23 protein-coding genes are annotated in these 23,345 nt (G+C 71.9%); 13 read left to right on the top strand and 10 right to left on the bottom strand.

The window, feature by feature from the left end; all coding sequences use genetic code 11:
- Positions 1-28: 28 nt before the first annotated feature.
- The 5 genes from IEZ03_RS25475 to IEZ03_RS25455 form a co-directional block, all read right to left on the bottom strand.
- Positions 29-349, bottom strand: a complete 321-nt coding sequence (locus tag IEZ03_RS25475; RefSeq protein ID WP_184887615.1) for a hypothetical protein — start codon at positions 347-349, stop codon at positions 29-31.
- Positions 350-441: 92 nt separating this feature from the next.
- The gene (locus tag IEZ03_RS25470; RefSeq protein WP_132049500.1) at positions 442-720 is read right to left on the bottom strand and encodes a WhiB family transcriptional regulator; all 279 of its coding nucleotides are present in this window, start codon (positions 718-720) and stop codon (positions 442-444) included.
- A 121-nt stretch (positions 721-841) separates the two neighbouring features.
- On the bottom strand, positions 842-1,144 hold the full coding sequence (locus IEZ03_RS25465) for a hypothetical protein (RefSeq protein ID WP_184887617.1): 303 nt from the start codon (positions 1,142-1,144) through the stop codon (positions 842-844).
- A gap of 224 nt (positions 1,145-1,368) precedes the next feature.
- Positions 1,369-2,241, bottom strand: a complete 873-nt coding sequence (gene tesB / locus IEZ03_RS25460; RefSeq protein ID WP_184887619.1) for an acyl-CoA thioesterase II — start codon at positions 2,239-2,241, stop codon at positions 1,369-1,371.
- 50 nt (positions 2,242-2,291) lie between these two features.
- Positions 2,292-4,367, bottom strand: a complete 2,076-nt coding sequence (locus IEZ03_RS25455) for an ATP-dependent DNA helicase UvrD2 (protein WP_184887621.1) — start codon at positions 4,365-4,367, stop codon at positions 2,292-2,294.
- A 133-nt stretch (positions 4,368-4,500) separates the two neighbouring features.
- Between IEZ03_RS25455 and IEZ03_RS25450 the strand changes: the two genes are divergently transcribed.
- The gene (locus IEZ03_RS25450; RefSeq protein WP_184887623.1) at positions 4,501-4,782 is read left to right on the top strand and encodes a mycoredoxin; all 282 of its coding nucleotides are present in this window, start codon (positions 4,501-4,503) and stop codon (positions 4,780-4,782) included.
- A 55-nt stretch (positions 4,783-4,837) separates the two neighbouring features.
- On the opposite strand, the gene nudC is transcribed toward IEZ03_RS25450, so the two are convergent.
- Positions 4,838-5,749, bottom strand: a complete 912-nt coding sequence (gene nudC, locus IEZ03_RS25445; RefSeq protein ID WP_184887625.1) for an NAD(+) diphosphatase — start codon at positions 5,747-5,749, stop codon at positions 4,838-4,840.
- Between the two features lie 24 nt (positions 5,750-5,773).
- Positions 5,774-7,159: a dipeptidase gene (locus IEZ03_RS25440; RefSeq protein ID WP_229808572.1), complete on the bottom strand. Its 1,386-nt coding sequence runs from the start codon at positions 7,157-7,159 to the stop codon at positions 5,774-5,776.
- Positions 7,160-7,221: 62 nt separating this feature from the next.
- Here IEZ03_RS25440 and IEZ03_RS25435 point away from each other — a divergent pair, with 62 nt between their 5' ends.
- Positions 7,222-7,491, top strand: a complete 270-nt coding sequence (locus tag IEZ03_RS25435) for a DUF4031 domain-containing protein (RefSeq protein ID WP_184887629.1) — start codon at positions 7,222-7,224, stop codon at positions 7,489-7,491.
- On the opposite strand, the gene IEZ03_RS25430 is transcribed toward IEZ03_RS25435, so the two are convergent.
- Positions 7,481-8,089, bottom strand: coding sequence for an HD domain-containing protein (locus IEZ03_RS25430; protein WP_184887631.1), 609 nt, complete (start codon positions 8,087-8,089; stop codon positions 7,481-7,483). The two genes, IEZ03_RS25435 and IEZ03_RS25430, sit on opposite strands and share 11 nt — an antisense overlap.
- Positions 8,090-8,216: 127 nt before the next feature.
- On the opposite strand from IEZ03_RS25430, the gene IEZ03_RS25425 reads away from it, so the two are divergent.
- From IEZ03_RS25425 to IEZ03_RS25415, 4 genes are all read left to right on the top strand, one after another.
- A complete protein-coding gene (locus IEZ03_RS25425; protein ID WP_184887633.1) occupies positions 8,217-9,377 on the top strand; it encodes an ATP-grasp domain-containing protein in 1,161 nt (386 codons plus the stop codon).
- Complete coding sequence (locus IEZ03_RS38170) at positions 9,374-10,957, top strand: IucA/IucC family protein (RefSeq protein WP_229808571.1); 1,584 nt, start codon at positions 9,374-9,376, stop codon at positions 10,955-10,957. Before IEZ03_RS25425 ends, IEZ03_RS38170 begins: the two co-directional genes overlap by 4 nt.
- Positions 10,958-11,025: 68 nt before the next feature.
- On the top strand, positions 11,026-12,627 hold the full coding sequence (locus IEZ03_RS38165; protein WP_229808570.1) for an IucA/IucC family protein: 1,602 nt from the start codon (positions 11,026-11,028) through the stop codon (positions 12,625-12,627).
- Between the two features lie 11 nt (positions 12,628-12,638).
- A complete protein-coding gene (locus IEZ03_RS25415) occupies positions 12,639-13,724 on the top strand; it encodes a type III PLP-dependent enzyme domain-containing protein (protein WP_229808569.1) in 1,086 nt (361 codons plus the stop codon).
- A gap of 24 nt (positions 13,725-13,748) precedes the next feature.
- Here IEZ03_RS25415 and IEZ03_RS25410 read toward each other — a convergent pair whose 3' ends face one another.
- The gene (locus IEZ03_RS25410) at positions 13,749-14,750 is read right to left on the bottom strand and encodes a maleylpyruvate isomerase family mycothiol-dependent enzyme (RefSeq protein ID WP_229808568.1); all 1,002 of its coding nucleotides are present in this window, start codon (positions 14,748-14,750) and stop codon (positions 13,749-13,751) included.
- A 214-nt stretch (positions 14,751-14,964) separates the two neighbouring features.
- Here IEZ03_RS25410 and IEZ03_RS25405 point away from each other — a divergent pair, with 214 nt between their 5' ends.
- The 5 genes from IEZ03_RS25405 (at position 14,965) to IEZ03_RS25385 (ending at position 19,102) form a co-directional block, all read left to right on the top strand.
- Positions 14,965-15,456 (top strand): ATP-binding protein, encoded by a 492-nt coding sequence (locus IEZ03_RS25405; protein ID WP_184887637.1) that lies wholly within the window; start codon positions 14,965-14,967, stop codon positions 15,454-15,456.
- Positions 15,453-16,295 carry an SAM-dependent methyltransferase gene (locus IEZ03_RS25400; protein WP_184887639.1) on the top strand — a complete coding sequence of 281 codons (843 nt, stop codon included), beginning with the start codon at positions 15,453-15,455 and terminating at the stop codon, positions 16,293-16,295. Before IEZ03_RS25405 ends, IEZ03_RS25400 begins: the two co-directional genes overlap by 4 nt.
- 282 nt (positions 16,296-16,577) lie before the next feature.
- Positions 16,578-17,624 (top strand): hypothetical protein, encoded by a 1,047-nt coding sequence (locus tag IEZ03_RS25395; protein ID WP_184887640.1) that lies wholly within the window; start codon positions 16,578-16,580, stop codon positions 17,622-17,624.
- A gap of 24 nt (positions 17,625-17,648) precedes the next feature.
- Positions 17,649-18,410 carry a class I SAM-dependent methyltransferase gene (locus IEZ03_RS25390; RefSeq protein ID WP_184887642.1) on the top strand — a complete coding sequence of 254 codons (762 nt, stop codon included), beginning with the start codon at positions 17,649-17,651 and terminating at the stop codon, positions 18,408-18,410.
- Between the two features lie 62 nt (positions 18,411-18,472).
- A complete protein-coding gene (locus IEZ03_RS25385) occupies positions 18,473-19,102 on the top strand; it encodes a methyltransferase domain-containing protein (RefSeq protein ID WP_184887644.1) in 630 nt (209 codons plus the stop codon).
- On the opposite strand, the gene IEZ03_RS25380 is transcribed toward IEZ03_RS25385, so the two are convergent.
- Complete coding sequence (locus IEZ03_RS25380) at positions 19,099-19,932, bottom strand: exodeoxyribonuclease III (protein ID WP_184887646.1); 834 nt, start codon at positions 19,930-19,932, stop codon at positions 19,099-19,101. The genes IEZ03_RS25385 and IEZ03_RS25380 overlap by 4 nt on opposite strands.
- A 305-nt stretch (positions 19,933-20,237) precedes the next feature.
- On the opposite strand from IEZ03_RS25380, the gene IEZ03_RS25375 reads away from it, so the two are divergent.
- Positions 20,238-21,383: an FKBP-type peptidyl-prolyl cis-trans isomerase gene (locus tag IEZ03_RS25375; RefSeq protein ID WP_184887647.1), complete on the top strand. Its 1,146-nt coding sequence runs from the start codon at positions 20,238-20,240 to the stop codon at positions 21,381-21,383.
- Between the two features lie 719 nt (positions 21,384-22,102).
- Positions 22,103-23,345, top strand: a 1,243-nt coding sequence (locus tag IEZ03_RS25370; RefSeq protein WP_189241238.1) for a transglycosylase domain-containing protein, incomplete at its 3' end; no start/stop codon positions are given.

The raw sequence follows: 23,345 nt of genomic DNA, 5'->3' as shown, positions 1-23,345 counted from the left end.
CGGGCGGCGGCCTGCTACCGACGCGGGCTCAGTGCCAGTGCGGCTTCGGTGCCCGCATGCGCGTCCCGCCGGTCGCGGCCGGCGCCGTCGGCGCGAGCAGGACGCGCCGCACGCGCGACGCCCTGGTCTCCGCGTCGCGGCGCGCCCGCCGCAGCACCCGCACGCGGGCGGCCAGCTCGCCGGACACGGCCACGGGCATCCGGTCCCGAGGCGCGTCCTCAACGAGCGCGGTCGCGTCGAAATCGGGCATATCGAGCACGGGCATTTCGAGCACGGGCATATCGAGCATGGTCATGTCGTCTTCGCCGGGAACCCGGCGTGTGCGGATCTCTCGTGGCTCGACGGTCATGGTGTTCCCCTCCGTCCGGAGGCGCGGTCCCCGCGGGGACCGCGCCTCCGGGTTCGCGGCGGTCGCCGGCCGCTCGCGCGGCCGGCCTCCGCTCACGCGGTCACGTCCTCCGGCCGCGGGTGCTTGCGCGGGCGGCCACGCGGCCGCTTGCGCGGCACGATCACACCGCGGACGAACAGCTCACCGCCCCAGACGCCCCAGGGCTCCTTGCGCTCGAGCGCACCGGCGAGGCACTCCCTGCGCAGCGGGCACTCCAGGCACAGGGCCTTGGCGAGCTCGACGTCGGCGGGCGCCTCGGCGAAGAACAGCTCCGGATCGGTCCGGCACGGAAGTGTGAGGTCCTCCTCGCTCACTGCGAGAGCCCCCAGCATCACAGTCACCCTTGTTCCTCTCGTTGGATCTCAACGGGCGTGTCGGTGGGTTGTCTGGACAAAGAAGAAGGCCGCGGATCCGGTGTCTGGATCCGCGGCCTGGGGGCTTGCCGGCCTGCTGCTAGGCCGGTCGCCTCCAGGGGTACGGACCCGACACGCCACCCGTGAAGGTGACGCCCACGTGGGCCGTGGCCGGAGCCGGGACGGTCGTGTCCTCGATGAGGTGGTCGAAGACGATGCGTCCCAGGTCGTCCTGGATTCGCTGCGCGAGGTGCGCTTCACTCGGGTTGACGCCGCGCTCGCCGCTCATGCCGAGGGACTCGCGCAGGCGCACACCGGAGTCCGCGGAATACGCGGCGGGGGCACCGGAGATCGAGTTGCCAGGGCAGGCGGCGGTCCAGGACTGCGCGGATTTCGTCAACATGCTGCTCACCGGACTGCACACCACCTCTCTGGCTACTCGGGCCGCACCCGGGGATCTGCAAGATCCACCGACGGCCGTGTTGATTGCTCGCGTTCGAGAGTACGGGGACTCCGCGCGATCAACAACCTATTTTTGACCTGCGATTTCGTGGCGGAGTTCACCTTTTTCCCGCGGAACCCGCGGGCCCCGCGAGGCGTCGAACCTCTCGGGGAGGCTCCGCGAATTCAGTCCCGCGGGGAGTCCGCGACGCGGATGAGCCCCTCCTGCATCACCGATACGACCAGCTCACCGGACCTGGTGAAGACCTGGCCGCGGGCCAGTCCGCGGGCGCCGCCGGCGAACGGGGTGTCCTGGTAGTAGAGCAGCCAGTCGTCGGCGCGGAACGGCCGGTGGAACCACATCGCGTGGTCGAGGCTGGCGCCCATCGTGCGCTTGTCGCCCCAGGCGAGGCCGTGGTTGAGGAGGACGGTGTCCAGCAGCGTCATGTCCGAGGCGTAGGTCATCAGGCACACGTGCAGGAGCGGGTCGTCCGGCAGGTCGCCGTCGACCTTCAGCCACACGATCGACTCCGGCGAGACCAGGGACGGGTCCTCGGCCGCCTCCCAGCTCAGCGGCGTGGCGTGCCGGATGTCGAACGGGCGCCGGGTGACGAACTGCCGCGCGCCGACCTCGCCGAAGAGCGGGGTCAGCCGGGTCAGGCCGTCCGGCAGCGTCTCGGGCGCGGGGGCGTCCGGCATCGCGGCCTGGTGGCTCGGGCCCTCCTCGACGATCTGGAACGACGCCGACAGGGTGAAGATCGCCTTGCCGTGCTGGACGGCGGTGACGCGCCGCGTGGTGAAGGACCGGCCGTCGCGGACCCGGTCGACGGTGTAGACGATCGGGACCAGCGGATCGCCGGGGCGGATGAAGTAGGCGTGCAGGGAGTGCACCGGCCGGTTGGCGGGCACGGTCCGGCCGGCGGCGACGAGCGCCTGCCCCGCAACCTGCCCTCCGAAGACGCGCTGCCGCCGTTCCTCGGGGCTGCGGCCCCGGAAGATGTCGTTCTCGATCTGTTCGAGGTCCAGCAGGTCGAGCAGTTCCTTCAGGGAGTCCTTCACGGCCGTCAGTCTTCCGTATCCGCTGTCGTGAGCGAGGTCTCACCCCGGGGTCAAGGGCCGCACAGATCCAGGACCGCTTCGCCGTACTTGTCGAGCTTGACCTTTCCGACGCCGGGGATTCGGGCGAGGTCCTCCATCGACTCGGGGCCGTGCTCGGCGATGGCCTGCAGCGTCGCGTCCGTGAACACGACATAGGCGGGGACCTTCTGCTCCGCCGACACCCTGGCGCGCCATTCCTTGAGCGCGATGAGGAGCTCCTCGTTCAGTTCGGACGGGCAGTCCTCGCAGCGGCCGAGCTTGCGTTCGACGGCGGCGGTCAGCGGCCGCCCGCACACCCGGCACGGCAGCGGTCCCTTCGCGGCGCGGCGCTTCGTCCGGTCGGCGCGCGCCGGGGTGTGGGTGGTGGTCTTGCCGGTCAGGCCGCCGAGGAACCGGGACGGGCGGCGGTGCCGCGCGCCGCCGGGCGAGCGCGACAGCGCCCACGACAGCGACAGGTGGACGCGCGCCCGGGTGACGCCCACGTACAGCAGCCGGCGCTCCTCCTCGACCTGCGCGGGCGTCTCCGCGTAGATGATCGGCAGCGTGCCCTCGACGAGCCCGACGAGGAACACCGCGTCCCACTCCAGGCCCTTGGCGGCGTGCAGCGACGCCAGGGTGACGCCCTCCAGCGGGGGCGCGTGCTGGGCGGCGGCGCGCTCCTCCAGTTCGGCGACGAAGTCGGGGAGGCCGGCCTTGGGGTTGTCGGCGGCCATGTCCTCGGCGAGCTGGGCCAGCGCGGCGAGCGACTCCCAGCGCGCGCGGGCCGCCCCCGCCCCCTCGGGCGGCCGGTCGGAGAACCCGGCCCCGGACAGCACGTGCCGGACGGTCAGGATCAGCCCCGTCCCGTCGGTCTCCGCGTCGGCGCCCGCCCGCGCCGCGCCGCGCAGCCGGACCACCGCCTCGCGGACCTCGGGCCGCTCGAAGAACCGCTCGGCGCCGCGCAGCACGTAGGGGACGCCCGCGGCCGCCAGCGCCGCCTCGTACGTCTCGGACTGCGCGTTGATCCGGTACAGGATCGCGATCTCCCGCGCGGGGACGCCCTCCTCGATGAGCTTGCGGGCCCGCCGCGCCGCGTCGTCGGCCTCGGCGACCTCGTCGTCGTACTCGTTGAACACCGGCTCGGGGCCCTGGTCGCGCTGCGCCACCAGCTCCAGCCCGTGGCGGATCGCCCCCTCGCCCCGCGCCTGCCCGATCACGCCGTTCGCGAGCCGCACCACCTGCGGCGTCGACCGGTAGTCGCGGACGAGCTTGATGACCTTCGCGTCCGGGTGGTCGCGGGTGAAGTCGAGCAGGTGGGACGGGGACGCGCCGGTGAACGAGTAGATCGTCTGGTTGGGGTCGCCGACGACGCACAGGTCGTCGCGGTCGCCGAGCCAGGTGTCGAGCAGCATCTTCTGCAGCGGGTTGACGTCCTGGAACTCGTCGACGACGAAGTACCGGTACTGCTCGCGGACCTGGTTCGCGACCTCCCGGTGCTCGGTGAGGACGGCCGCGGTCAGCTCCAGCATCCCCTCGAAGTCGAGGAGGTTGCGCTCCCGCCTCAGCTGCTCGTACATGGCGTAGACGCGCGCCACGTCCACGACGTCGGCGGGGGCACGGCGGCCCGCCCGCGCGACCGCGGCGGGGTAGTCCTCGGGGCGGTGCTGGGTGACCTTCGCCCACTCGATCTCGCTCGCGACGTCGCGCAGCTCGGTGCGGCCGAGGGACAGCCGGCACGCCTTGGCCGCGTCCGCCACCAGCGCGATCTTGGAGTCGATGATCCGGGGCGGCTCGCCGCCGACGACGCGCGGCCAGAAGTAGGTGAGCTGGCGCAGCGCCGCCGCGTGGAACGTCCGCGCCTGCACGCCCGGCGCCCCGAGCTGCCGCAGCCGGCTGCGCAGCTCGCCCGCCGCCCGTGTGGTGAACGTCACGGCCAGCACCCGCTGCGGCGTCACCACACCGGTCAGCGTGGCGTAGGCGATGCGGTGCGTGATGGCCCTGGTCTTGCCCGTCCCCGCGCCCGCCAGCACGCACACGGGGCCCTTAACCGCCTCGGCGACCGCCCGCTGTTCGGGGTCGAGTCCCTCCAGCACCGACTCAGCCAACATCCCCCCATACTCGCAGCCCGCACCACCCGCATCACCCGGCACGCGGAACTGTGGACGGCGAGGAATGCGGACGCGGCGTCTACTGTTCACCGGAGAGCGAATCGTACGAACGAACGAGGGAGACGACGGAGCGATGGCGACGCCGACGACCGACCGGGCGAAGGGCCCGACCGGCCAGCTCACCATGTACACGACGTCCTGGTGCGGGTTCTGCCGGCGGCTGAAGAGCCAGCTCGCCCGCGACGGCATCGAGATGGTCGAGGTCGACATCGAGCGCGACCAGGAGGCCGCGAACTTCGTCATGAGCGTGAACGGCGGCAACATGACCGTCCCGACCATCGTCTACCCCGACGGTTCCGCGGTCACCAACCCCAGCGCCAAGGCGGTCAAGGCGAAGCTCTCCTCCCTCACCTGAACCCTCCCCGGGAGCCCGGCAGCCGACGAGGCCGCCGGGCTCGCCACTGTCCGGGTCAGAAGTCCGGCATCTTCGGGAGGTCGCCGCCGTACCAGCGCATGATGAGCTGGGCGGCGATGGACAGCGGGCCGGGCGCGACGATGTCGCCGGCCTCGATGGCCTCGCGCAACTCGTCGCGGGTGTACCAGGCGGCGTCCGTGATCTCCTCCGGGTCGGGGGACAGCGGGACGCCGCCGTCGGCCTTGGCGGTGAAGCCGAGCATGAGGCTCTGCGGCAGCGGCCACGGCTGGCTGCCGAGGTAGCGGACGTCCCGGACGGGCACCCCCACCTCCTCCTTCACCTCCCGCGCGACGGCCTGCTCCAGCGACTCCCCCGGCTCGACGAAGCCGGCGAGGATCGAGCGGCGGTCGGCGGGCCACTGCGGGCCGCGGGCCAGCAGGATCCGGTCGGCCTCGTCGGTCACCAGCATGATCACCGCCGGGTCGACGCGGGGGAAGTGCTGGGACTCGTCCTTCGGGCAGACGCGCATGTGCCCGGCGGACGCCGGCCGCGTCTCGGTGCCGCAGCGGGGGCAGTACCGGTTGCTGCCGTGCCAGTGCTCCAGCGCCACGGCGTGGGTGAGCAGGCCGGAGTCGCGGTCGTCGAGGAGCGCGCCGACGCGGCGGAGCCCGCCCGGCCGCGTGCCCTCGATCTCGGGCAGCGGCCCGGACGTCCCGAAGTAGGCGGTGCCGTCGTCGTCCACGCCGAGGAGCCAGCGGTCACCGTCCGGCGCCCGCTCCGGCGGGACGAGGGCGAGCGCGGGACGCGGCTCGTAGGACACCGGCGCGCGGCCGTCCTCCACGACGAGGACGCGGGTGCCCGGGTCCGCCCATGCGGCCTCCAGCCACGCGTCGTCGCGGCGGTGCAGCGCGACCCTGTCCAGAGTGCCGCGCGCGAGCGCCAGCCATTCCAGCGGCCCTTCGGTCAACGTTCCGCCCCTCTCCCCCGGGTGTCAGCGCAGCGCGGTGGCGAGTTCTTCCCACAGGTACGCCGCGGCCTCGGCGCCCTTGAGGAGCAGCGGGATCTCGACCTTCTCGTTCGGCGCGTGGATGCGGTCGCCGTTGAGCCCGACCGCGACGAAGACCAGCGGGGCGCCGAGGATGTCGGCGAGGTCGGCCTCGGGGCCGCTGCCGCCCTCGCGGGTGAACAGCACCTCGGTGCCGAACGCCCGTTCCATGGCGCGGCGCGCGGCCTTGACGCCGGCGGAGTCGATCGGCGAGAAGCACGGCCGGACGCCGCCGCCGGAGAGGCGCACCTCGGCCTCGACGCCGGGCGGCGTGCGCTCGGCGACCCACTGCCGGAACGCCTCCTGGACCTTGCCGGGGTCCTGCCCGGCGACGAGCCGGAACGAGATCTTGGCGTGCGCGTCGCGGGGGACGATGGTCTTGCCGCCGGGCCCGGTGTGCCCGCCCCACATACCGTTGATCTCGGCCGTCGGGCGCGCCCAGATCCGTTCGAGCGTGCTGTAGCCCTTCTCGCCGTGCGCGGCGCGGCTGTCGCCGGCGGCCCGCAGCCACGCCTCCTCGTCGAACGGGAGCCGCGCGAACAGGGCCCGTTCCTCGTCCGTGAGCGGGACGACGTCGTCGTAGAAGCCGGGGAGGGTGACGCGGCCGTCGGCGTCGTGCAGCCCGGCGAGCAGCTCCGCCATCGCGTGCAGCGGGTTCGGCACCGCGCCGCCGAACGAGCCGGAGTGCAGGTCGGTGGACGGGCCGCGGAGCGTGACCTCGGCGTCGGTGAGCCCGCGCATCCCGGTGCACATGGAGGGGACGTCCGCCGCCCACATCGTCGTGTCGCTGATGACGACGGCGTCGCAGGCGAGCCGCTCCCGGTGCTCGCGCAGCAGGTCGGCGAAGTGCACCGATCCCGACTCCTCCTCGCCCTCCACCAGCAGCTTGATCGTGACGGGCGGCGCCTGCCGCCCGGACGCGGCGAGCAGGGCGCGGATCCCGAGGGTGTGGAAGAAGACCTGCCCCTTGTCGTCGGACGCGCCGCGCCCGACGAGCCGGTCGCCCTTCTCGACGGGCATGAACGGGTCGGTGTCCCACTCGGTGAGCGGCTCTACCGGCTGGACGTCGTGGTGGCCGTACACGACCACGGCGGGGGCGTCGGGGTCCTCCGCGGGCCATTCGGCGTAGACGGCGGGGAGGCCGGGGGTCTCCCAGATCTCGACTGCCGGGAAGCCCTCGTTCCGCAGGTGCCCGGCCAGCCACTCGGCCGACTTCCGTACGTCCCCGGCGTGCGCCGGGTCCCCGGAGACGGACGGGATCGCCAGCCACTCCTTGAGGTCGGCGACGAACCGGTCTCTACCGGCCTGAATGTGCGCGACTATGTCGTTCACCCGCATGCCCCTTCGCATGTGTACTGTCAGGCACTGTAGGTCACCCGTCCCGCGGAGCCGCCTTGATTCTCATTGATCCGCCGCTGTGGCCGGCGCGCGGGCGCGTGTGGTCGCACATGGTCAGCGATGTCTCCTACGAGGAGCTGCACGTCTTCGCGACGGAGCTGGGCATGCCGCCGCGGGCGTTCGAGCGCGACCACTACGACGTCCCTTCGGAGCTCTACGAGGCGGCGGTGTCGCTGGGGGCGCAGGCCGTCGGCTGCCAGGAGCTGCTCATGCGGCTGACCGCGGCGGGGCTGCGGCGCCGGAAGGCCGTCCACCTCAGGCGTTGAGGAGCTTCAGTTCCGTCCGGATGTTCTTGCGCGCGCGTTCTTCGAAGCGTTCGCGTGCGGCGGGTGTGTGGAAGAGCCTGGGCAGTGCCAGTAGGCCGTTGAGCACTTGGGCACGTCCCGCTTGGAAGAACTCGTCGGGGACGAACGCGTACTCCTCGCGGACGGCGGCGGCGTAGGCGGCGTACCCGTCGGGGGACGCGCCGAGGATCGCGAGGTCGGCGTCGCAGAGGACCTGGCCGTCCCGGTCGTCCTCCTCGGGCGCGTGGGTGGCGGTCAGCTCGATCAGGCGGACGACCTGCCCGATGTCGGTCTCGGTGAGGTCGGTGTCGGCGAGCATGCGGGCGGCGAGGCGGCCGCTGCGCTCCTCGTTGTCGGCGCGCTCGGGGTCGTAGACGGCGTCGTGGAACCAGGCGGCGAGGCGGACGAGGCCCGGGGACGCGGCGTGCCCGGCGAACTCGTTCACGAGGTCGAGCACCGCGGTGAGGTGCTCGCGCGTGTGGTAGCGGCGGTGCGGCTCGCCGTAGCGCTTGTCCAGTTCTATTCCGATATGCCGGGTGTGCGGCCCCGCGAGCGCGACCCACCGGTCGACGAGATCCATGACCCCATCCTGACGGATCGCGGATCGGGCCGGGACACGCATGTCATCGTTCTTGCATGCGGCCCGGCGCCCCCTATGATGATCACTCCGAGTTAGGCAAGGCTTACCTCACCTGGAAGGGCCTGTCGTGGCCGCCTCTCTCCACCTCGTCGCCGGCAAGGCGACCGACTCGGTGACGCACGGGTTCCTGCCCGCCGCCGCGCGCCTGGGGCTCGACGTGACGCTGCTGACCGACCGTCCCGCCGCCGCTCACGGGTTCGACGGGCCGGTCGCCGAGTGCGACGTCTCCGACTTCCGGGAGATCATCGCCGCGGTCGAGGCCGGACCCGCCTTTGAGGACGGGCCCGCGGCCGTCTTCTCCAACAGCGACTTCCTCCAGGCACCCGCCGCGCTGGCCGCCGGGTACTTCGGCCTGCCGGCCAAGGACTGGCGGGCGGCGACCCGCGCGAAGAACAAGGGCCTGATGCGGCGGCATCTGGCGCCGGTCGATCCCGTGTTCTCGGCGGACGCGCGCCGGGTGCCCGAGGAGGCGCCGTACCCGCTCGTCGTGAAGCCGCGTGAGGGTGTGGCAAGCGAGGACGTGTTCCTCGTACAGGACGCCGCGGAACTGGCCGCACGCGTGAAGGAGATCGCGGTACGGCGGGACGACCCGCTGGTGGCAGAGCAGTACCTTCCCGGGCGGCTCCACACGCTGGAGACACTCGGCGATGGGCGGGAGATCCGCGTCCTGGGGTCATTCCTAACGACCGTTTCGCCGCCGCCCTTCTTCGTCGAAGAGCGCCTGGAGTGGGTGGAGCCGCCGCCGGAGACGCCGCAGGTGTTGCGGCAACTTGAGGCCCTGGGGATCGGGTTCGGTGCGTGTCACACGGAGTTCGTCGTCCACGAGGGGCGCGCCCACATCATCGAGGTCAACTACCGGCTGATCGGTGACCACTGTGACTTCCTTCTGGCCGACCTGCTGGGCGTGCCCCTGTTCGAGCAGATCCTGAAGGTCCACCTGGGCGAGCCCCTTGCGGACTGGCAGGTTCCCGGGCCGCGGCACGCCGTCGCCGAACCCGTCATCGCCGACCGGTCCGGCAAGCTCACGGCGGCCCCCGGCCCCCTCCAGATGGAGGACGGCCCAGTACGGCTGGCCTACCGCCCCCAGCGCGAAGTGGGAGACACGGTCACGGTCACCCGCACCAACCGCGACTACCTGGGCACGGTCCGCGCCATCGGCCCTTCGGCGGACCAGGTGGACGCCGCGCTGGCGCGCTTCCGTGCCGCACACGACTGGACGATCGCGTGACCGGCGACGACGTCGAACGCCGGCTGGCGGCCCGTGTCCTCACGGCGCTCCTGCGCGAGAACTACGCCGGGCTGCACGACCGCGTCGAGCACCGGACGCTGGAGGTGCCGGGACGTCCGGTACGCCTCGTGGACGCGCGTCCGGCGTTCCTGTCCGACCTCGTCGTGGACCCGGCGCAGGATCTCCGGCTCGGCGACGTCTTCGCCGCCGTCCGCGCCCTGGCGGACCCGCGCGACGACGTGGCGGCCTTCGAGCGGGAATGCCTGGACGCCCTCGCGGCCATGAAGCTCCACGACGACGCGCGGGCGGCGGTCCACCGGCGCCTGGCGCGCATCCCGGACGAGCTGCGCCGCGGCCCCGGCACGTTCTACGAGACCCTCGCCGCCTACAACGACCATCCGGTGCATCCGGCGAGCCGCGGCCGCGCGGGGCTGTCGCTGGCCGATCTGGGCCGCTACGCGCCCGAATTCGCGCCGTCGTTCCCGCTGCGGTGGGCCGCGGTGCGGAACCCGGCGCTCGCGGGGCCGCTCCCGGGCTGGTGGCCGGCCCCCGCCGACGTGGGGCTGGCCTCGCTCGCGGACGGGGCCGCGCTGTTCCCCGTCCATCCGCTGGCGGCGCCGCAGGTGGGCGGGCACCCCGGCGCGGTCCTCGCCCCGGAGCCGTACCTGCGGGTCGCCCCCACGCTGTCGATGCGGACGGTGGCGGCCGCGCCGCTCGGCCACCTGAAGATGCCGCTGCCGACCAGCACCCTCGGCGTGCGCAACCGGCGCACGATCAAGCCCGGCACCCTCCCGGACGGCGCGCTCGTCGAACGCCTCCTGCGCCGCGTCCTCCAGCGGGAACCCGCGCTGCCCGTGCTGCTCGCGGAGGAGCAGACCTACGGCCACGCGCAAGATCCTCTCCTCGCCTACCTCGTGCGGCGTTTCCCGCCCGAGACGGCGCGCGCGCACATCGTCCCCGTGGCGGCGCTGCTCGCCGAGGCCCCGGACAGCGGCCACGTCATCGAACGCTGGGACATCGAGCCGCTTTTCGACACCTACCTGTCGGCCCTGTTCTCGTGGAACGTCACGCTGTTCCGCTATGGCATCGCGCTAGAGGCGCATCAGCAGAACATCGCCCTGGTCTTGGACGACTCTCCGCTCCGGCTTCTGGTCAAGGACAACGACGGGGCGCTCATCAACACGTCCCGGCTCCGCGAACGGCTCCCGCCGTCTCCCGGCACGGATCCGCGCGACCTCCTCGACCGCCGGATGACGACCGACGACGACGAGGCGCTCGCACGCGTCTTCGTCACCATCACGCTGCACCTGTGCGCCGCCGCCCCCGCCCTGGGTCTCGCCGAACACGGCCTCCTCCCGTGGGGCGCCGGCCGCGCGATGATCCGCGAACGGCTCGACGAGGCCCTCGGAGCCGACGACGCGTTCCTGCGCGCCCGCACCCTCGACGCGGACACGCTGCCCGCCAAGGCCATGGTCACCGCCGGAACCCTCGTCGACAAGGCGCGGACCGGCGCGGCCGACATCAACAAGCACTACGGCCCGCCGGGCCCGAACTACCTGCGGGACCCCACGTGCCCGTGACCCCGCTCCCACCGACCACGCCAATCCACCGACCACGCCAATCCACCGACCACGCCACGGGACCCGACGTGCTGCTGACAGAACCCGGCACCGCCGCCGACGACGCCACCTCGACCGCGCTGCTCAACTGCCTGATCCGGGAGGTCTGCGCGCCCGAGCAGCAGGTGCGGCCGGACGGCGCGCACCTGGTGGCCCGCCTGCCGCGCGCGGGCGTCGTGCTGCGCACCGGCCTGGCCCGCCCGCCCGTCGGCCCGACCTACCGGCTGGCACCGCCCTATGAGGAGCGGCGCGGAGACGAGTGGATCCCGGCCACCTGGGACAGGCTGGCCAACCTCGTGGCAGGTGAACTGGAACTCGCCACCGGCCGTCCCAACCCCGAGTTCCTCACCCAGGTGGACGACAGCCACACCGCCCTGGCCGCGATCATCGCCGCGCGCGGCGAAGCCTCCGACGACCGCTACATCGACTCAGAGCAGTCCCTGGTGGCGGGGCATCGCTTCCACCCGTCGGCGAAGTCGCGCCAGGGGTCGCCGACGGACTGGCTTCCGTACGCACCGGAGACACGGGCCCGCTTCCGCCCCCAATGGCTGGCCGTACCGGAGGACCTGTTCGCCGAAGAAGGATCCCCGGACGCGTTCAAGAGCCTTGACGCGTACGGGCCTGCGTCCCGGCACGGGCGCAGGTTGCTTCCCGTCCATCCGTGGCAGTTCTCCCTGATGGCGGACAACCCCGTCCTACAGGAGGCTCTGGCCCGGGGTCTGCTTCTCAACCTCGGCCCCGGCGACATCGAGGCGGTGCCCACGTCGTCCGTCCGGACGGTGTATCTGCCGGACGCCGACGTGTTCTGCAAGTTCAGCCTTGATGTCCGCATCACCAATTGCGTCCGCAAGAACGCCTGGTACGAACTCACCGGGGCGATGACCCTCAACGAGCTGGTGCCGCCCATCTTCGAGCAGCTGGGCTCCACGTTCCTCACCGAACCCGCCTACCGCAGCACCACTCTCGCCGACCGCCGCCTGTACGAGGGCTTAAGCCTCATCCTGCGCCAAGGCGTCAAGGGCCTCCCCGGAACGCCGCTCCTGGCCGGTGCCCTGGCCGACCCCTCCAACACGTTCCTGGCGGACCTACCGGCCTTGGCGGACCCTGACGGCGCCCAGGCGTGGTGGGACGCCTACGTGACCCAGGTCGTGCCGCCGGTACTGCGCGCCTATCTGGACCACGGCGTCGTCCTGGAACCCCACCTCCAGAACGTCCTGGTCTGCGTGGACGCCGACGGCATGCCCCTCCACGCCGCGTTCCGCGACCTGGAGGGGACGAAGCTCACCGCCGGCCGCTGGGATCTGGCCCACCTGCCGCCCCGCGTCGCCGAGGGGCTCACCTACGCCCCCGACCGGGGCTGGAACCGCGTCGTCTACTGCCTCGTCGTGAACCACCTGACGGAGATCGCCGCCGCCGTAGCCGACCTGTACCCGCATCTCGAACGGTCGCTGTGGCGGACACTGGGCACGCACCTGGCCGCCCACGACCACCACCCGCAGGTGAGAGCGCTCCTGGCGGGCGTTCCGCTCCCCGCCAAGGCGAATCTCCGTACCCGGTGGTCTCGCACCGCGGACCGCGGCGCCACCTACGTCCCCGTCCCCAACCCGCTCGCCGCGTCCCGGCCGCTATGAACGGACCCGCTGTGCACGAAGCCGTACGCGAACGCGCCCTCGGCCTTCCCGGCTACCCGGCCTACATCTACGACCTGCCGGGCCTGGCGGCGCACGCGGCACGCATCCGGGCCGCGCTGCCCGGCACGGAGATCTTCTACGCCGCCAAGGCCAACCCGGACGCCGAGATCCTCCGCGCTCTGGCCCCGCACATGGACGGCGTGGAGGTGTCGTCCGGCGGCGAACTCACGCACGTGCGGGAGACCTTGCCCGGGGTCCGCATCGCGTTCGGCGGCCCAGGCAAGACGAACCAGGAACTGGCCCTGGCACAGCGCCTCGGCGTCGAGCGCATCCATGTGGAGAGCCCGCGCGAGCTGTCCCGGCTTCCCGGCCCGGCCGCCGTCCTGCTGCGCGCCAACCTGCCCCTCAGCACGCCGAACGCGGCCCTCACCATGAGCGGCCCGTTCGGCATGGACGAGGTCGATCTCGACGAGTGCGCCCGCCGTATAGCCGGAACACCTGGCATCGACCTCCGCGGCATCCACGTCCACCTCGCCTCCGGCCTGGATGCTCCGGCGATGCTCGACCTCGCGGCCCGGATATGTGACTGGGCACTCCCCTGGCTGGAGGACAACGACGTAAGCGACCCGGAACTCAACATCGGGGGCGGCATGGCCGTCGACTACGGCGACCCCGATGCGCGCTTCGACTGGGAGACCTACGGCAAGGGCCTCCCCACTGCGCCGACCCTCCGCATCGAACCGGGCCGGGCGCTGACGGCCTATCACGGCTGGTACGTCACCGACGTCCTGGACGTGAAGACCACCCGTGGCGAGACCTATGTGATCCTCCGCGGCGGCACCCACCACCTGAGAACACCGGTGACCAAGGGCCACGACCAGCCATTCGAAGCCCTCACCTCGAACGGCCCGGAAAGGCGCGCCACGCTGGTCGGCCAGCTCTGCACGCCCAAGGACGTGTTCGCCCGCGACGTCCTCGTCCCGGATCTGGCCCCCGGCGACATCATCGCCTTCGCCATGGCCGGCGCCTATGCGTGGAACATTTCCCACCACGACTTCCTGATGCACCCGAAACCGGCCTTCCACTACCTCCGCTGAAGCCGGCGCGGTGCGCCCGCGCGCCTAGTCGCCGGAGTGGATGATCGAAACGATTTCCAGCGCGGCCTCCGCGAGTGCCCGGTCGCCCTCGATCCGCGCGTGCTCGGCGGCGCGGGCGGGGACGATGCCGCGGGTGCACAGCCGCCAGGCGGTGTCGGCGTCGAGTTCGAGCAGCGCGGAGGGGCCGGCGCGCGTCTCCCGCCGCAGCGCCCATCGGCCGGGGCCGCGGGTGCACGTCCAGCCGCCGAACGCCGTGATGACCACCTGGAGGACGGTTCCCTCCTCAGCTGGGACGTCTCGGAGGGTGTGCGGCAGGCCCCTCATGAACGTGTCGAGGACCGGTCCGAGATAGTCCGGGCCGGTGAGGCCGGGCAGGCCGAGCGCGTCGCAGATCTGCTGGTGATGCGTCCAGTACTCGCTGAAGTCGCGGGCGGCGTCCAGCCAGACCGGGTGGGACTCGGGGCCGGCCCAGGAGACGGAGCCGCCCATGGCGTCCAGGTCCGCGCCCTCCCAGAACTGCACCACCTGATCGCCTACCGACGACAGCAGCTCGACCAGCAGGGACGGGCTGATTCGGCGCGCGGCCGTGACCCACTCGTCGTTGATGCGGTCGAGGAAGACCGGAAACGCCTCCCCGTCCCGCGGCCGCAGCGCCAGGTAGCCGTCACGGAGCATGGAGAGGCGCCCGACGTGGTCGCCGAGGACGTGGGCGGCGATGTCCTTGACGGTCCATCCGGGGCAGACGGTGGGACGCGCCCATTCGTCCCCGAACCCCCGCAGCAGGTCGATGAACGCGGCCTGCTGCCCGGCGAACAGCGGACGGACGTCGATCGGCGGCCCGAGCCAGGCGGTGTCGCCATCGCTGGCGGAATCGGCGGGGCCCGGCCCGGAACGCGGCATGACCCCGACGCTACCGGCCGGCAGGCGGCGCTCGGTGGGGCCGGCGTGCCGGGCTTCACCGTCCACCGCGTCCGGTGGCCGGGGGCCCGCGGCGATCACCGGCGGACGGTGACCGTGGTGGATCACCGGCGGACGGTGACCGTCCGCAGGGTACGGCAGGGCCCTTGCGTCCGCGCAAGCATCGGTGACCGGCGGGCGCGCGCTGCGTCAGAGTGTGTGTTGTCTCACTCCCACGTCCGACTTCGACCAGGCCGAAGAACTCATGTTCGCTTACAGCCCGACACGGAGACGTGAAGCCAACACCGCCATGAATTCATCAGACGCGTGGTCAGGGACGCCCGTGCTGGTTCCGGCGCCCGCTCCCTCCCTGGAACTCGGAATCCCGTCCGCCTGGAACAACAACGGCAAGTCGGCCGGACGTCTCATCGGTGAGATCGACATCGCCGCGACCCCGGCCGCGGTGCGGCTCGCCAGGTCCTACGTCCGGGAGCTGATCGGGCAGCACTTCGGCGCCGACCGCTCCGAACTCGGCGACTTGGAGCTGCTGACCAGCGAGGCCGTGACGAACTCGGTGCTGCACGCCAGGCCGCGCCACAACGGGACCGTCACGCTGTCGGTGCTGCACATCGACCGGTACGTGCGGGTCGAGGTCACCGACGGCGGCACCGCGTCCGGCGAGCCGCGCGGGGCCGAGGAGCCGCTGCCCGTGCACGGGCGGGGGCTCGTCCTGATGAAGGCCCTCGCCACCGACTTCGGCACCAGCCGGGGCAAGAACGGGACGGCCACCTTCTGGTTCGGGGTGGGCGTCAAGGAAGGATGGCGGCTCCCGTGACGGCTGGGCCCACGCCGAGCCTCACGTGGTGGGCGGAATCCGCTCCGCCGGAGGACGCGGAGGCCTCCCCCGGGCGGTCCGGCGGGCCCGCGCCCAGCAACGCCCGCATGTACGACTACCTCCTCGGCGGCAAGGACAACTACGCACCCGACCGCGACCTCACCGAATGGGCTCTCCGCAGGTGCCCGGTCGTGGGACGGCTCGTCCAGGCGAACAGGGGCTTCCTGGACCACGCCGCGGCGCTGCTCGCCGAGGACGCCGGGCTCCGGCAGTTCGTGGACATCGGCTGCGGGCTGCCGGTGTCCGGCGGCGCCAACGTCGGCGACATCGTCCGGCGCGCCGATCCGTCCTGCCGCGTCGCCTACGTCGACAACGACCCGATGGTGCTGGCGCACGCGCGGGCGCTGCTCGCCGTGGACGCGGGCACGGGCGCGTTCGAGGGGGACGTCCGCGACCCCGCCGCGCTGCTCGCCGACCCGGACCTGCGGGCGCTCATCGACCTGAGCGAGCCCGTGGGCGTCCTGCTGACGGGCGTCCTCGACGGCATCACCGACGAGGACGACCCGCGCGGCATCGTGCGCACGCTCGTGGAGGCCCTGCCGCCCGGCAGCCGCATGGTCGTCACCCACGCGGAGCGGACGCCGGAGCTGGAGGCGATCGCCGGGCTGCCACAGAACCCCGACCTGCCGTTCTGCCCGCGGAGCCTGGAGGCGGTCACCGAGATCTGCGGGGGCCTGGAGATGGCCGACCCCTACCCGGCGCGGCTGCCGCTCCCGCACGCCGTCCACACCACGGGCCCGGTGCCGCTGATCGGCTGCATCGGGCGCGTACCGGGGTGACGGCCCGCCATGCCCGTCATGTCCCCCACGGCGCCGTCCTGCGCGGGGCCCCCCGTCCTTGATGACGCCCCGGCCGTTGATGACGCCCCGGCCGTTGATGACGCCCCGGCCGTTGATGACGCCCCGGCCGTTGATGACGCCCCGGCCGTTGATGACGCCCCGGCCGTTGATGACGCCCCGGCCGTTGATGACGCAATGGACACATCACCGCGCCGACCGCCCCGGAGGCACGGCGTTTCGCTACGATCGAGGCTCCAGCGATTGCCACATCCGGGACGAGTGATGACAGCGGACGGCGAGCCGAAGTCTCTCTCTGAAATCACCAAGGACATGGGCCTCAACATGTCCGACGTGGCGGCCTTCTCCGGCCTCGACGAGAGCACGATATTCCGGCTGTGGGACAACGCCGAATGGCTCGACCGGGTCAGCGGGCGGTCCCTGCAGAGCCTCATGTCGTCCGTCCCGGGAATCGCCGAGTACTCGATGGCGCACGCCGTCCGGAAAAGGCGCGACGTACTCATCGGCGACCTGAACGGCGAGGGCCTCACCGTCGACGTCGCCGCCCTGGAGAAATCGGACGTCGCGCAGCAGCACCTGCTGAACGCCCTTGAGGCCGCGCTGCACATCATCCGCGGCGAGGCGACGCAGAAGACCTCGTCCTTCATCGCCCGCTTCTGGGGCCGCGAGCAGGACCGGGCCCTTGAGGCGCTCTACAACCCCGAGCCCGGCAGCGGCCTCCTGTCCGACCCGCAGACGCTGTTCGACTCCTCGATCGACCTGGCTCCCAGGCTGAACCGCAAGTCCTACTCGTTCCACTCGATCCTGGCGCTGAACATCCTCACGCACCAGGTCAGCAAGGTCACCGGCGAACTCGAGGCCGACCTCGGCTTCGAGGTCCCCGGACGGCAGGCCGCGTTCATGATGCGCGGCGTCGTGATGGGCTCCCTCATCGGCTCGAACGACATCGAGCTCGCGGAGAGATACCGCAGGGAACTGGATGCCACGCCCGTGTACGCGGCGCTGGAGGAATGGTCGTTCCCGACCTACACCAGAGACGGCCGTATCAGCAGCGACTTCACCTTGCCGAGTTCCCTGTCGCTCCGCAATACGGCCACGGAGGTGCTGCGCGAGATAGCGGAGTACAACGACGCCTACGTCTACTACCTGGTGTCGACGTACATCCCGCTGGCACTGAAAAGGGATCCCGCGTTCGGGGGGAAGATCGCCGAGCTGATCCAGGCGGTCGAACTGCGCGGGGCCGAGTGCCGGGACAAGAGGATCAGACAGACCTGCAACACGCTGGTCAGGCGGCTGAAGGGCGCCGCCTGACCAGGCTCGAAGAATGGGGAGCCGGTGGAGGACACGGCGCAAGCCATCGCAAATCTGACACGGGAGAGATGGGAGGCCAACGCACGGTACTGGGTCAAGGTCATCAGGGAGCGCCGCGACCGGTACCGCACCGAGCTCACCGACGGCGCCGTCCTCGACGCCATCGGCCCCTGCGCGGGCCGCCGCGTCCTCGACGCGGGCTGCGGCGAGGGCTACCTCGCCCGCACGCTGGCCGCCCAAGGCGCCGACGTCACGGGGGTGGACGTCTCCCAGGGCCTGATCGACGCGGCCTGCGCCCATCCCGCGCAGGAGGCCGCGGCCGCGTTCGTGCGCGCCAGCGTCGACGACCTGCCGTTCGAGGACGACGCGTTCGACCTCGTCGTCTGCAACCACCTGTTCAGCCACCTCCAGGACCCCACGCGCGCGTTCGGCGAGTTCTCCCGGGTCCTGGCGAGCGGCGGGCGGCTGATCCTGCTGACCCTGCACCCGTGCTTCTACGTGGAGAACTCCGAGCAGGGCGCGATGAACAGCGTCCCGGCGTCGCAGTACTTCGCGTCGCGCGGCATCGACCAGCGGTTCCTGGTGGACGGCCTGGAATCCCCTTCGATGATCACATCGTGGCTCCGGCCGCTCGAGTACTACGCTGGAACGCTCCGAGACAACGGTTTCGTCATCGGCGACCTGCGCGAACCGCACCCGACGGAAGAGCAGATGCGCGACGACCCGTGGTGGCGCAAGGGCTTCCCGACGGCCCTCTTCATGCTCCTGATCGCCGAACGCCGCTGACGCGGCGTCCCCGGTCGCCGCGTTCCGCGCCGGGCGCCCGCGGGTGTGGCTACAGTCTCCGCATGAGTGATGCCGTCCCGCCGCCGGAGCGCGTTCCGGCGGAGCTGGCCGATCACCCGGACCGGCTCCGGTGGAACGCCAGGTACGGGGACGCCCCGGGGCTGTCCCCGGTCCACCCGCTCGCGGAGCGGGCGCTGTCCTCCGGCCTGCCGGACGGCGGGGTGCTCGACCTCGCGTCCGGGCCGTCCGGCAGCGCCCTGCTCGCCGCGGCGGCCGGCCGGTCCGTCACCGCCGTGGACGTCTCCGAGATCGCGCTCGGCCGCCTCCGCGACGAGGCCGGGCGGCGCGGGCTCGCCGCGCGGATCACGCTCGTCCAGGACGACCTGGCCGCCTGGCGGCCGCATCCCGCGGGGTACGCGCTCGTGCTGTGCACCGGTTTCTGGGACCGCGCCGTGTTCGGCCGGGCGGCCGGGGCCGTCCTGCCGGGCGGCCTGCTGGCGTGGGAGGCGTTCACCGAGGAGGCCCGCCGCCATCGGCCGGGCCTGCCCGCGGAGTGGTGCCTCGGCCCGTCCGAGCCCGCCTCGCTGCTGCCGGACGGCTTCACCGTCCTGGAGCAGGCCGACGACCCCGCCACGGGCAAACGCGGCGTCCTGGCCCGCCGCTGTGTGACCCCGGGCCGGTCCGCCCCTTAGCCGGGCCCCTCGGCGTCTACGTCCACTACTACCGGGGCGTGGTCGGACGGTCCCTTCCCCTTGCGCGCCTCACGGTCGACGTAGGCGGAGCTGACACGGGAGGCGCAATCCTCGCTGGCATAGAAGAGGTCGATGCGCATACCCATGTCCTTGTGGAACGCCCCCGCCCGGTAATCCCAGTACGTGTACGGGTGGGGGCCCTTCATGGCGGCCGGCACCACGTCGTGGAGGCCCAGGTCGCGCAGTTCCGTGAGGGCTTGGCGTTCGGCGGGGGTGACGTGGGTGGAGCCGACGAACACCGACGGGTCCCAGACGTCCTCGTCGGTGGGCGCCACGTTGTAGTCGCCGCACGCCACCAGCGGCAGGCCCCGCGCCAGTTCGGCGCCCAGCGCGTCCCGCAGCGCCCGGAACCATTCGAGTTTGTAGGCGTAGTGGGCCGAGTCGGGCGTGCGGCCGTTCGGCGCGTACAGCGACCACACCCGCACCCCGCCGCACGTCGCGCCGATCGCGCGCGCCTCGGGGACCAGCAGGACGGGCTCGGTCAGCTTCGTCTGCCCCTCCGCCTCGCCTTCGTAGGCCGGCTCCCCGGGGAAGCCGTTCGACACGTCCTCGATGCCGACCCTCGACAGGACGGCCACGCCGTTCCAGCGGCCGTCGCCGTGCGCCGCGGTGGCGTAGCCCAGTTCCGCCACCTCGGCCGCCGGGAACTGGTCGGCGCGGCACTTGGTCTCCTGGAGGCAGACCACGTCGGGCGCGGTCTCCGCCAGCCAGGAAAGGAGGCGCGGCAGACGGGCCTTGACCGAATTGACATTCCACGTCGCGAGGCGCATCCCCCCAGCCTGCCATTTACCGGGCGGCCGGGCGCGGTCGCACGGTCCCATCCGGGCCCCGCGGCCGGTACATTGCAGGTCGGCCTCTCCCCCCGCCAGAGGGACGCCGAGCAGCCCGCGGGAACGGTAGATTGCGGGCGGCTGCGTCGCCCGCGCAGCGTCGCCGCACACGGCAGCACACCGGCCCGTGTGACCGGTAGATTGCGGGTCGGCCGCCTTTGCACGGTTTTCACACCGCGCTTAGACCGGTCCTGGAAGGGTGGTCTCGTTCGTGATGTCGTCAAGCCCGGAGCAAGCGAGGAAACATGTCCGAGGATGACAAGCCCGGGGGCAAGCCCACGATCAAGGCGAAGGCGAAGATCCCGAACGCCCAGAACATCCGCAGCCCGGAATTCAAACCGCACGGCATCAGCGCCGGGCGCGGCAGCGGGCTGAACCGGCCGTCCGCGCTGACCGCCAAGCAGGCGCGCAAGCGGCGGATCATGGTGATCGTCGGGCTGGTGGTCGCCGCCGCCCTGATCGCGGGCTTCGTCTTCTGGTGGATCAACCGCCCGCCGCCGGAGATCGAGGTGTCCGGCCGGTTCGCGACCAAGCCCACCGTGGAGATCCCCACGAAGCTCGCGCCCGAGGGCAAGCGCAAGGTGACCACCCTGATCAAGGGCGACGGGCCCGAGATCAAGAACGGCGACACCCTGTACGCCCAGTACGCCTTCTACCAGTGGGCGAAGGACAGCGACGACGAGGACGGCTCCGTCAAGAGCAAGAACAAGGAGCTCGCCTCGTCCTACGAGCGCGAGGCCCAGGGGCAGCCGACCCAGCCGCTCGTCGTCGGCGAGAGCGGCATCAAGGGCTTCGACCAGGGCATGGTCGGCCAGACGGCCGGCAGCCGGGTCATGCTGCAGATCCCGCCGTCGGAGGGCTTCGGCGAGCAGGGCTCGCAGCTCGGGCTGGAGAAGTCCGACTGGGTGGTGTTCGTCGTGGACGTCCAGGCCGTCGTCCACAAGGGCCAGGGCCCGCAGGGCGCCGCGAAGGAGCTCAACGACAAGAAGCTGCCGCAGGTCGCGGACAAGGGCGAGGGCAAGGCGCCCGAGGTGAAGATCCCCGACCGGGACGCCCCGGCCGCGCTCCAGGTGAAGACGCTGGTCGAGGGGACCGGCCCGGCGCTGGAGAAGGGCGACGACGCGGTCGTCAACTACCAGGGCACGCTCTGGGACAGCGGCAAGGAGTTCGACTCCAGCTGGAAGTCCGGCTCCCCGGCCAAGTTCCCGATCGGCACCGGCAAGACCGTCCCCGGCTTCGACAAGGGGCTCACCGGCGCGAAGGTCGGCAGCCGGGTGCTGCTCGTCCTGCCGCCCAAGGAGGGGTACGGCAAGGACGGCATGCCGCCGGAGATCAAGGGCGACGACACCCTCGTCTTCGTCGTGGACATCCTCGCCAAGCTCAAGAAGTGAGGCGGGAACGGCGCGGCGGATCGTGAACGGCGGCGGCGGGGCACCCGGTCGGGTGCCCCGCCGCTCCGCGTTCCGGGGGGAAACGCGATCTGCGACGCCCGTCACGACAACCGGAGGGGCGCATTGCCCGTCTCCTAATGGGAGGCCGATGGGGTGCGCGCCGCACGGCACGCCGCACCGATCCCCTCAGGTATCGTCGGTAGCGCATTAATCACGGGGGGCTTGTGAGCAACGGCAGAAAGGGTCCGGAGGGTGCGGAGCCCACTGCTCCGGACGAGGGGGACCCGCGGGACGCGCAGGCCGGGCCACCGGCGGGCGGGGACGATCCCCCGGCCGCGATATTGACCGTGCACACCGAAGAATCCACTCAGGACGCAGAATTCGACCAGGTGGACGACATTTCTGATAACGGCGGGAAAAACACTCCGGACGCCGTCTCCGAGGAGGCTGCGGCGCAATCTCCCGATACGGATAACCCTTCCGGTGGCCCGGGTGACCAGTCCCCGAACGGCGCCGCCAATGGATCCGCGGCCGAAGCGCCCGAATCGTCCGAGGCTCCCTCGGCCGCGGGCGCGTCCGAGGCCGAGGCCGGGCCGCGCGACGAGAGCGCGGCCGGCGAGGGAGAACCCGCCGGGGACGACGGCCGGGCCGCGGCGGGCGACACGGGTGTGGTCGCCGCGGAAAGTGTTGAAGCGGCGACGAGTGGTGATACCAGGAGCATGCCGCCCTCCTCGCCCCACCCGTCCGCGCCCCGCCACGGGGGTCCGCCGGGGGACGCCGCGGGGCGCGCCGGCGGCGGCGATGGGAAGGGGCCGGGCCGGTCCCGGAGCCGCCGGTCCCGCCTCCTGCGCCGCGCGCTGTTCGTCATGCTCGGCTTCCTCGGGTTCTGCGTCGCCGCGTTCGCGGTCGCCTACCTGTTCACGCCGGTGCCGTCGCCGCTGGAGAAGGCGGTCGCGCAGGGCCCCACGTTCTACTACTCCGACGGCAAGACGCAGATCGCGAAGACCGGCGTCAACCGCGACGCGGTCGACCTCGACCGGATCCCGGAGAGCACCCGCAACGCGGTGATCGCCGCCGAGAACGGCACGTTCTACGAGGACCCGGGCGTCTCGGTGCGGGGCACCGCGCGGGCGTTCTGGTCCACGGTGACCGGCCGGCAGCTGCAGGGCGGCTCGACGATCACGCAGCAGATGGTCCGCAACTACTACGGCGGCATCGGCAAGGAGCGGTCGGTCACCCGCAAGCTCAAGGAGATCATGGTCGCCCTGAAGGTCGACCAGGAGAAAGAGAAGGACTGGATCCTCGAGCAGTACCTGAACACCATCTACTTCGGGCGCAACGCGTACGGCGTCCAGGCCGCCGCCAAGGCCTACTACGACAAGGACGTCTCGAAGCTGACCCCCGCGGAGGGCGCCTACATCGCGGCCGCGATCCAGCAGCCCAGCTACTTCGCCGACCCGACCGGCTCCGCCCGCCCCCTCGCCGAGCAGCGGTGGCGCGCCGTCCTGCACAACATGGTGCGGGACGGCTACCTCACCTCCGCCGACGCCGCGTCGATGGAGTTCCCCAAGCCGGTCGAGCAGGAGATCACCGACGTCCTCAAGGGCCAGAACGGCTACATGGTCAACGTGGCCAAGAAGGAGCTCGTCGAGCGCCGCGGCTACAGCGAGGACGAGATCAACCGCAGCGGCCTGAAGATCACCACGACGTTCGACAAGCGGCTGATGGACGCGATGCGGCGTTCGGTGAACCAGAACACCCCCGACGGGATGAGCAAGAAGATCCGGACGGGCGCGGTGTCGGTCGACCCGGCCACCGGGCAGGTCCTGGCGTTCTACGGCGGGCGCGGCTACCTGGAGGAGGCGCTGAGCAGCTCGTTCGGCGACTGGGCGCAGGCCGGGTCCGGGTTCAAGCCGATCGCGCTGGCCGCCGCGCTGGAGAACGGGGAGACGCTCGGCTCCA

This window comes from Actinomadura livida (assembly GCF_014648675.1).
Taxonomy (GTDB): Bacteria; Actinomycetota; Actinomycetes; order Streptosporangiales; family Streptosporangiaceae; genus Spirillospora; species Spirillospora livida.
Note: the sequence above shows the minus strand (reverse complement) of the source record. Positions and strands in the feature narration are given on the sequence as shown.

Coding starts and splice junctions, on each gene's coding strand:
- IEZ03_RS25475 (WP_184887615.1), bottom strand. CDS start 349: ATGACCGTCGAGCCACGAGAGATCCGCACACGCCGGGTTCCCGGCGAA.
- IEZ03_RS25470 (WP_132049500.1), bottom strand. CDS start 720: ATGCTGGGGGCTCTCGCAGTGAGCGAGGAGGACCTCACACTTCCGTGC.
- IEZ03_RS25465 (WP_184887617.1), bottom strand. CDS start 1,144: ATGTTGACGAAATCCGCGCAGTCCTGGACCGCCGCCTGCCCTGGCAAC.
- IEZ03_RS25455 (WP_184887621.1), bottom strand. CDS start 4,367: ATGTTGGCTGAGTCGGTGCTGGAGGGACTCGACCCCGAACAGCGGGCG.
- IEZ03_RS25450 (WP_184887623.1), top strand. CDS start 4,501: ATGGCGACGCCGACGACCGACCGGGCGAAGGGCCCGACCGGCCAGCTC.
- IEZ03_RS25430 (WP_184887631.1), bottom strand. CDS start 8,089: ATGGATCTCGTCGACCGGTGGGTCGCGCTCGCGGGGCCGCACACCCGG.
- IEZ03_RS25395 (WP_184887640.1), top strand. CDS start 16,578: ATGACAGCGGACGGCGAGCCGAAGTCTCTCTCTGAAATCACCAAGGAC.
- IEZ03_RS25385 (WP_184887644.1), top strand. CDS start 18,473: ATGAGTGATGCCGTCCCGCCGCCGGAGCGCGTTCCGGCGGAGCTGGCC.
- IEZ03_RS25380 (WP_184887646.1), bottom strand. CDS start 19,932: ATGCGCCTCGCGACGTGGAATGTCAATTCGGTCAAGGCCCGTCTGCCG.
- IEZ03_RS25375 (WP_184887647.1), top strand. CDS start 20,238: ATGTCCGAGGATGACAAGCCCGGGGGCAAGCCCACGATCAAGGCGAAG.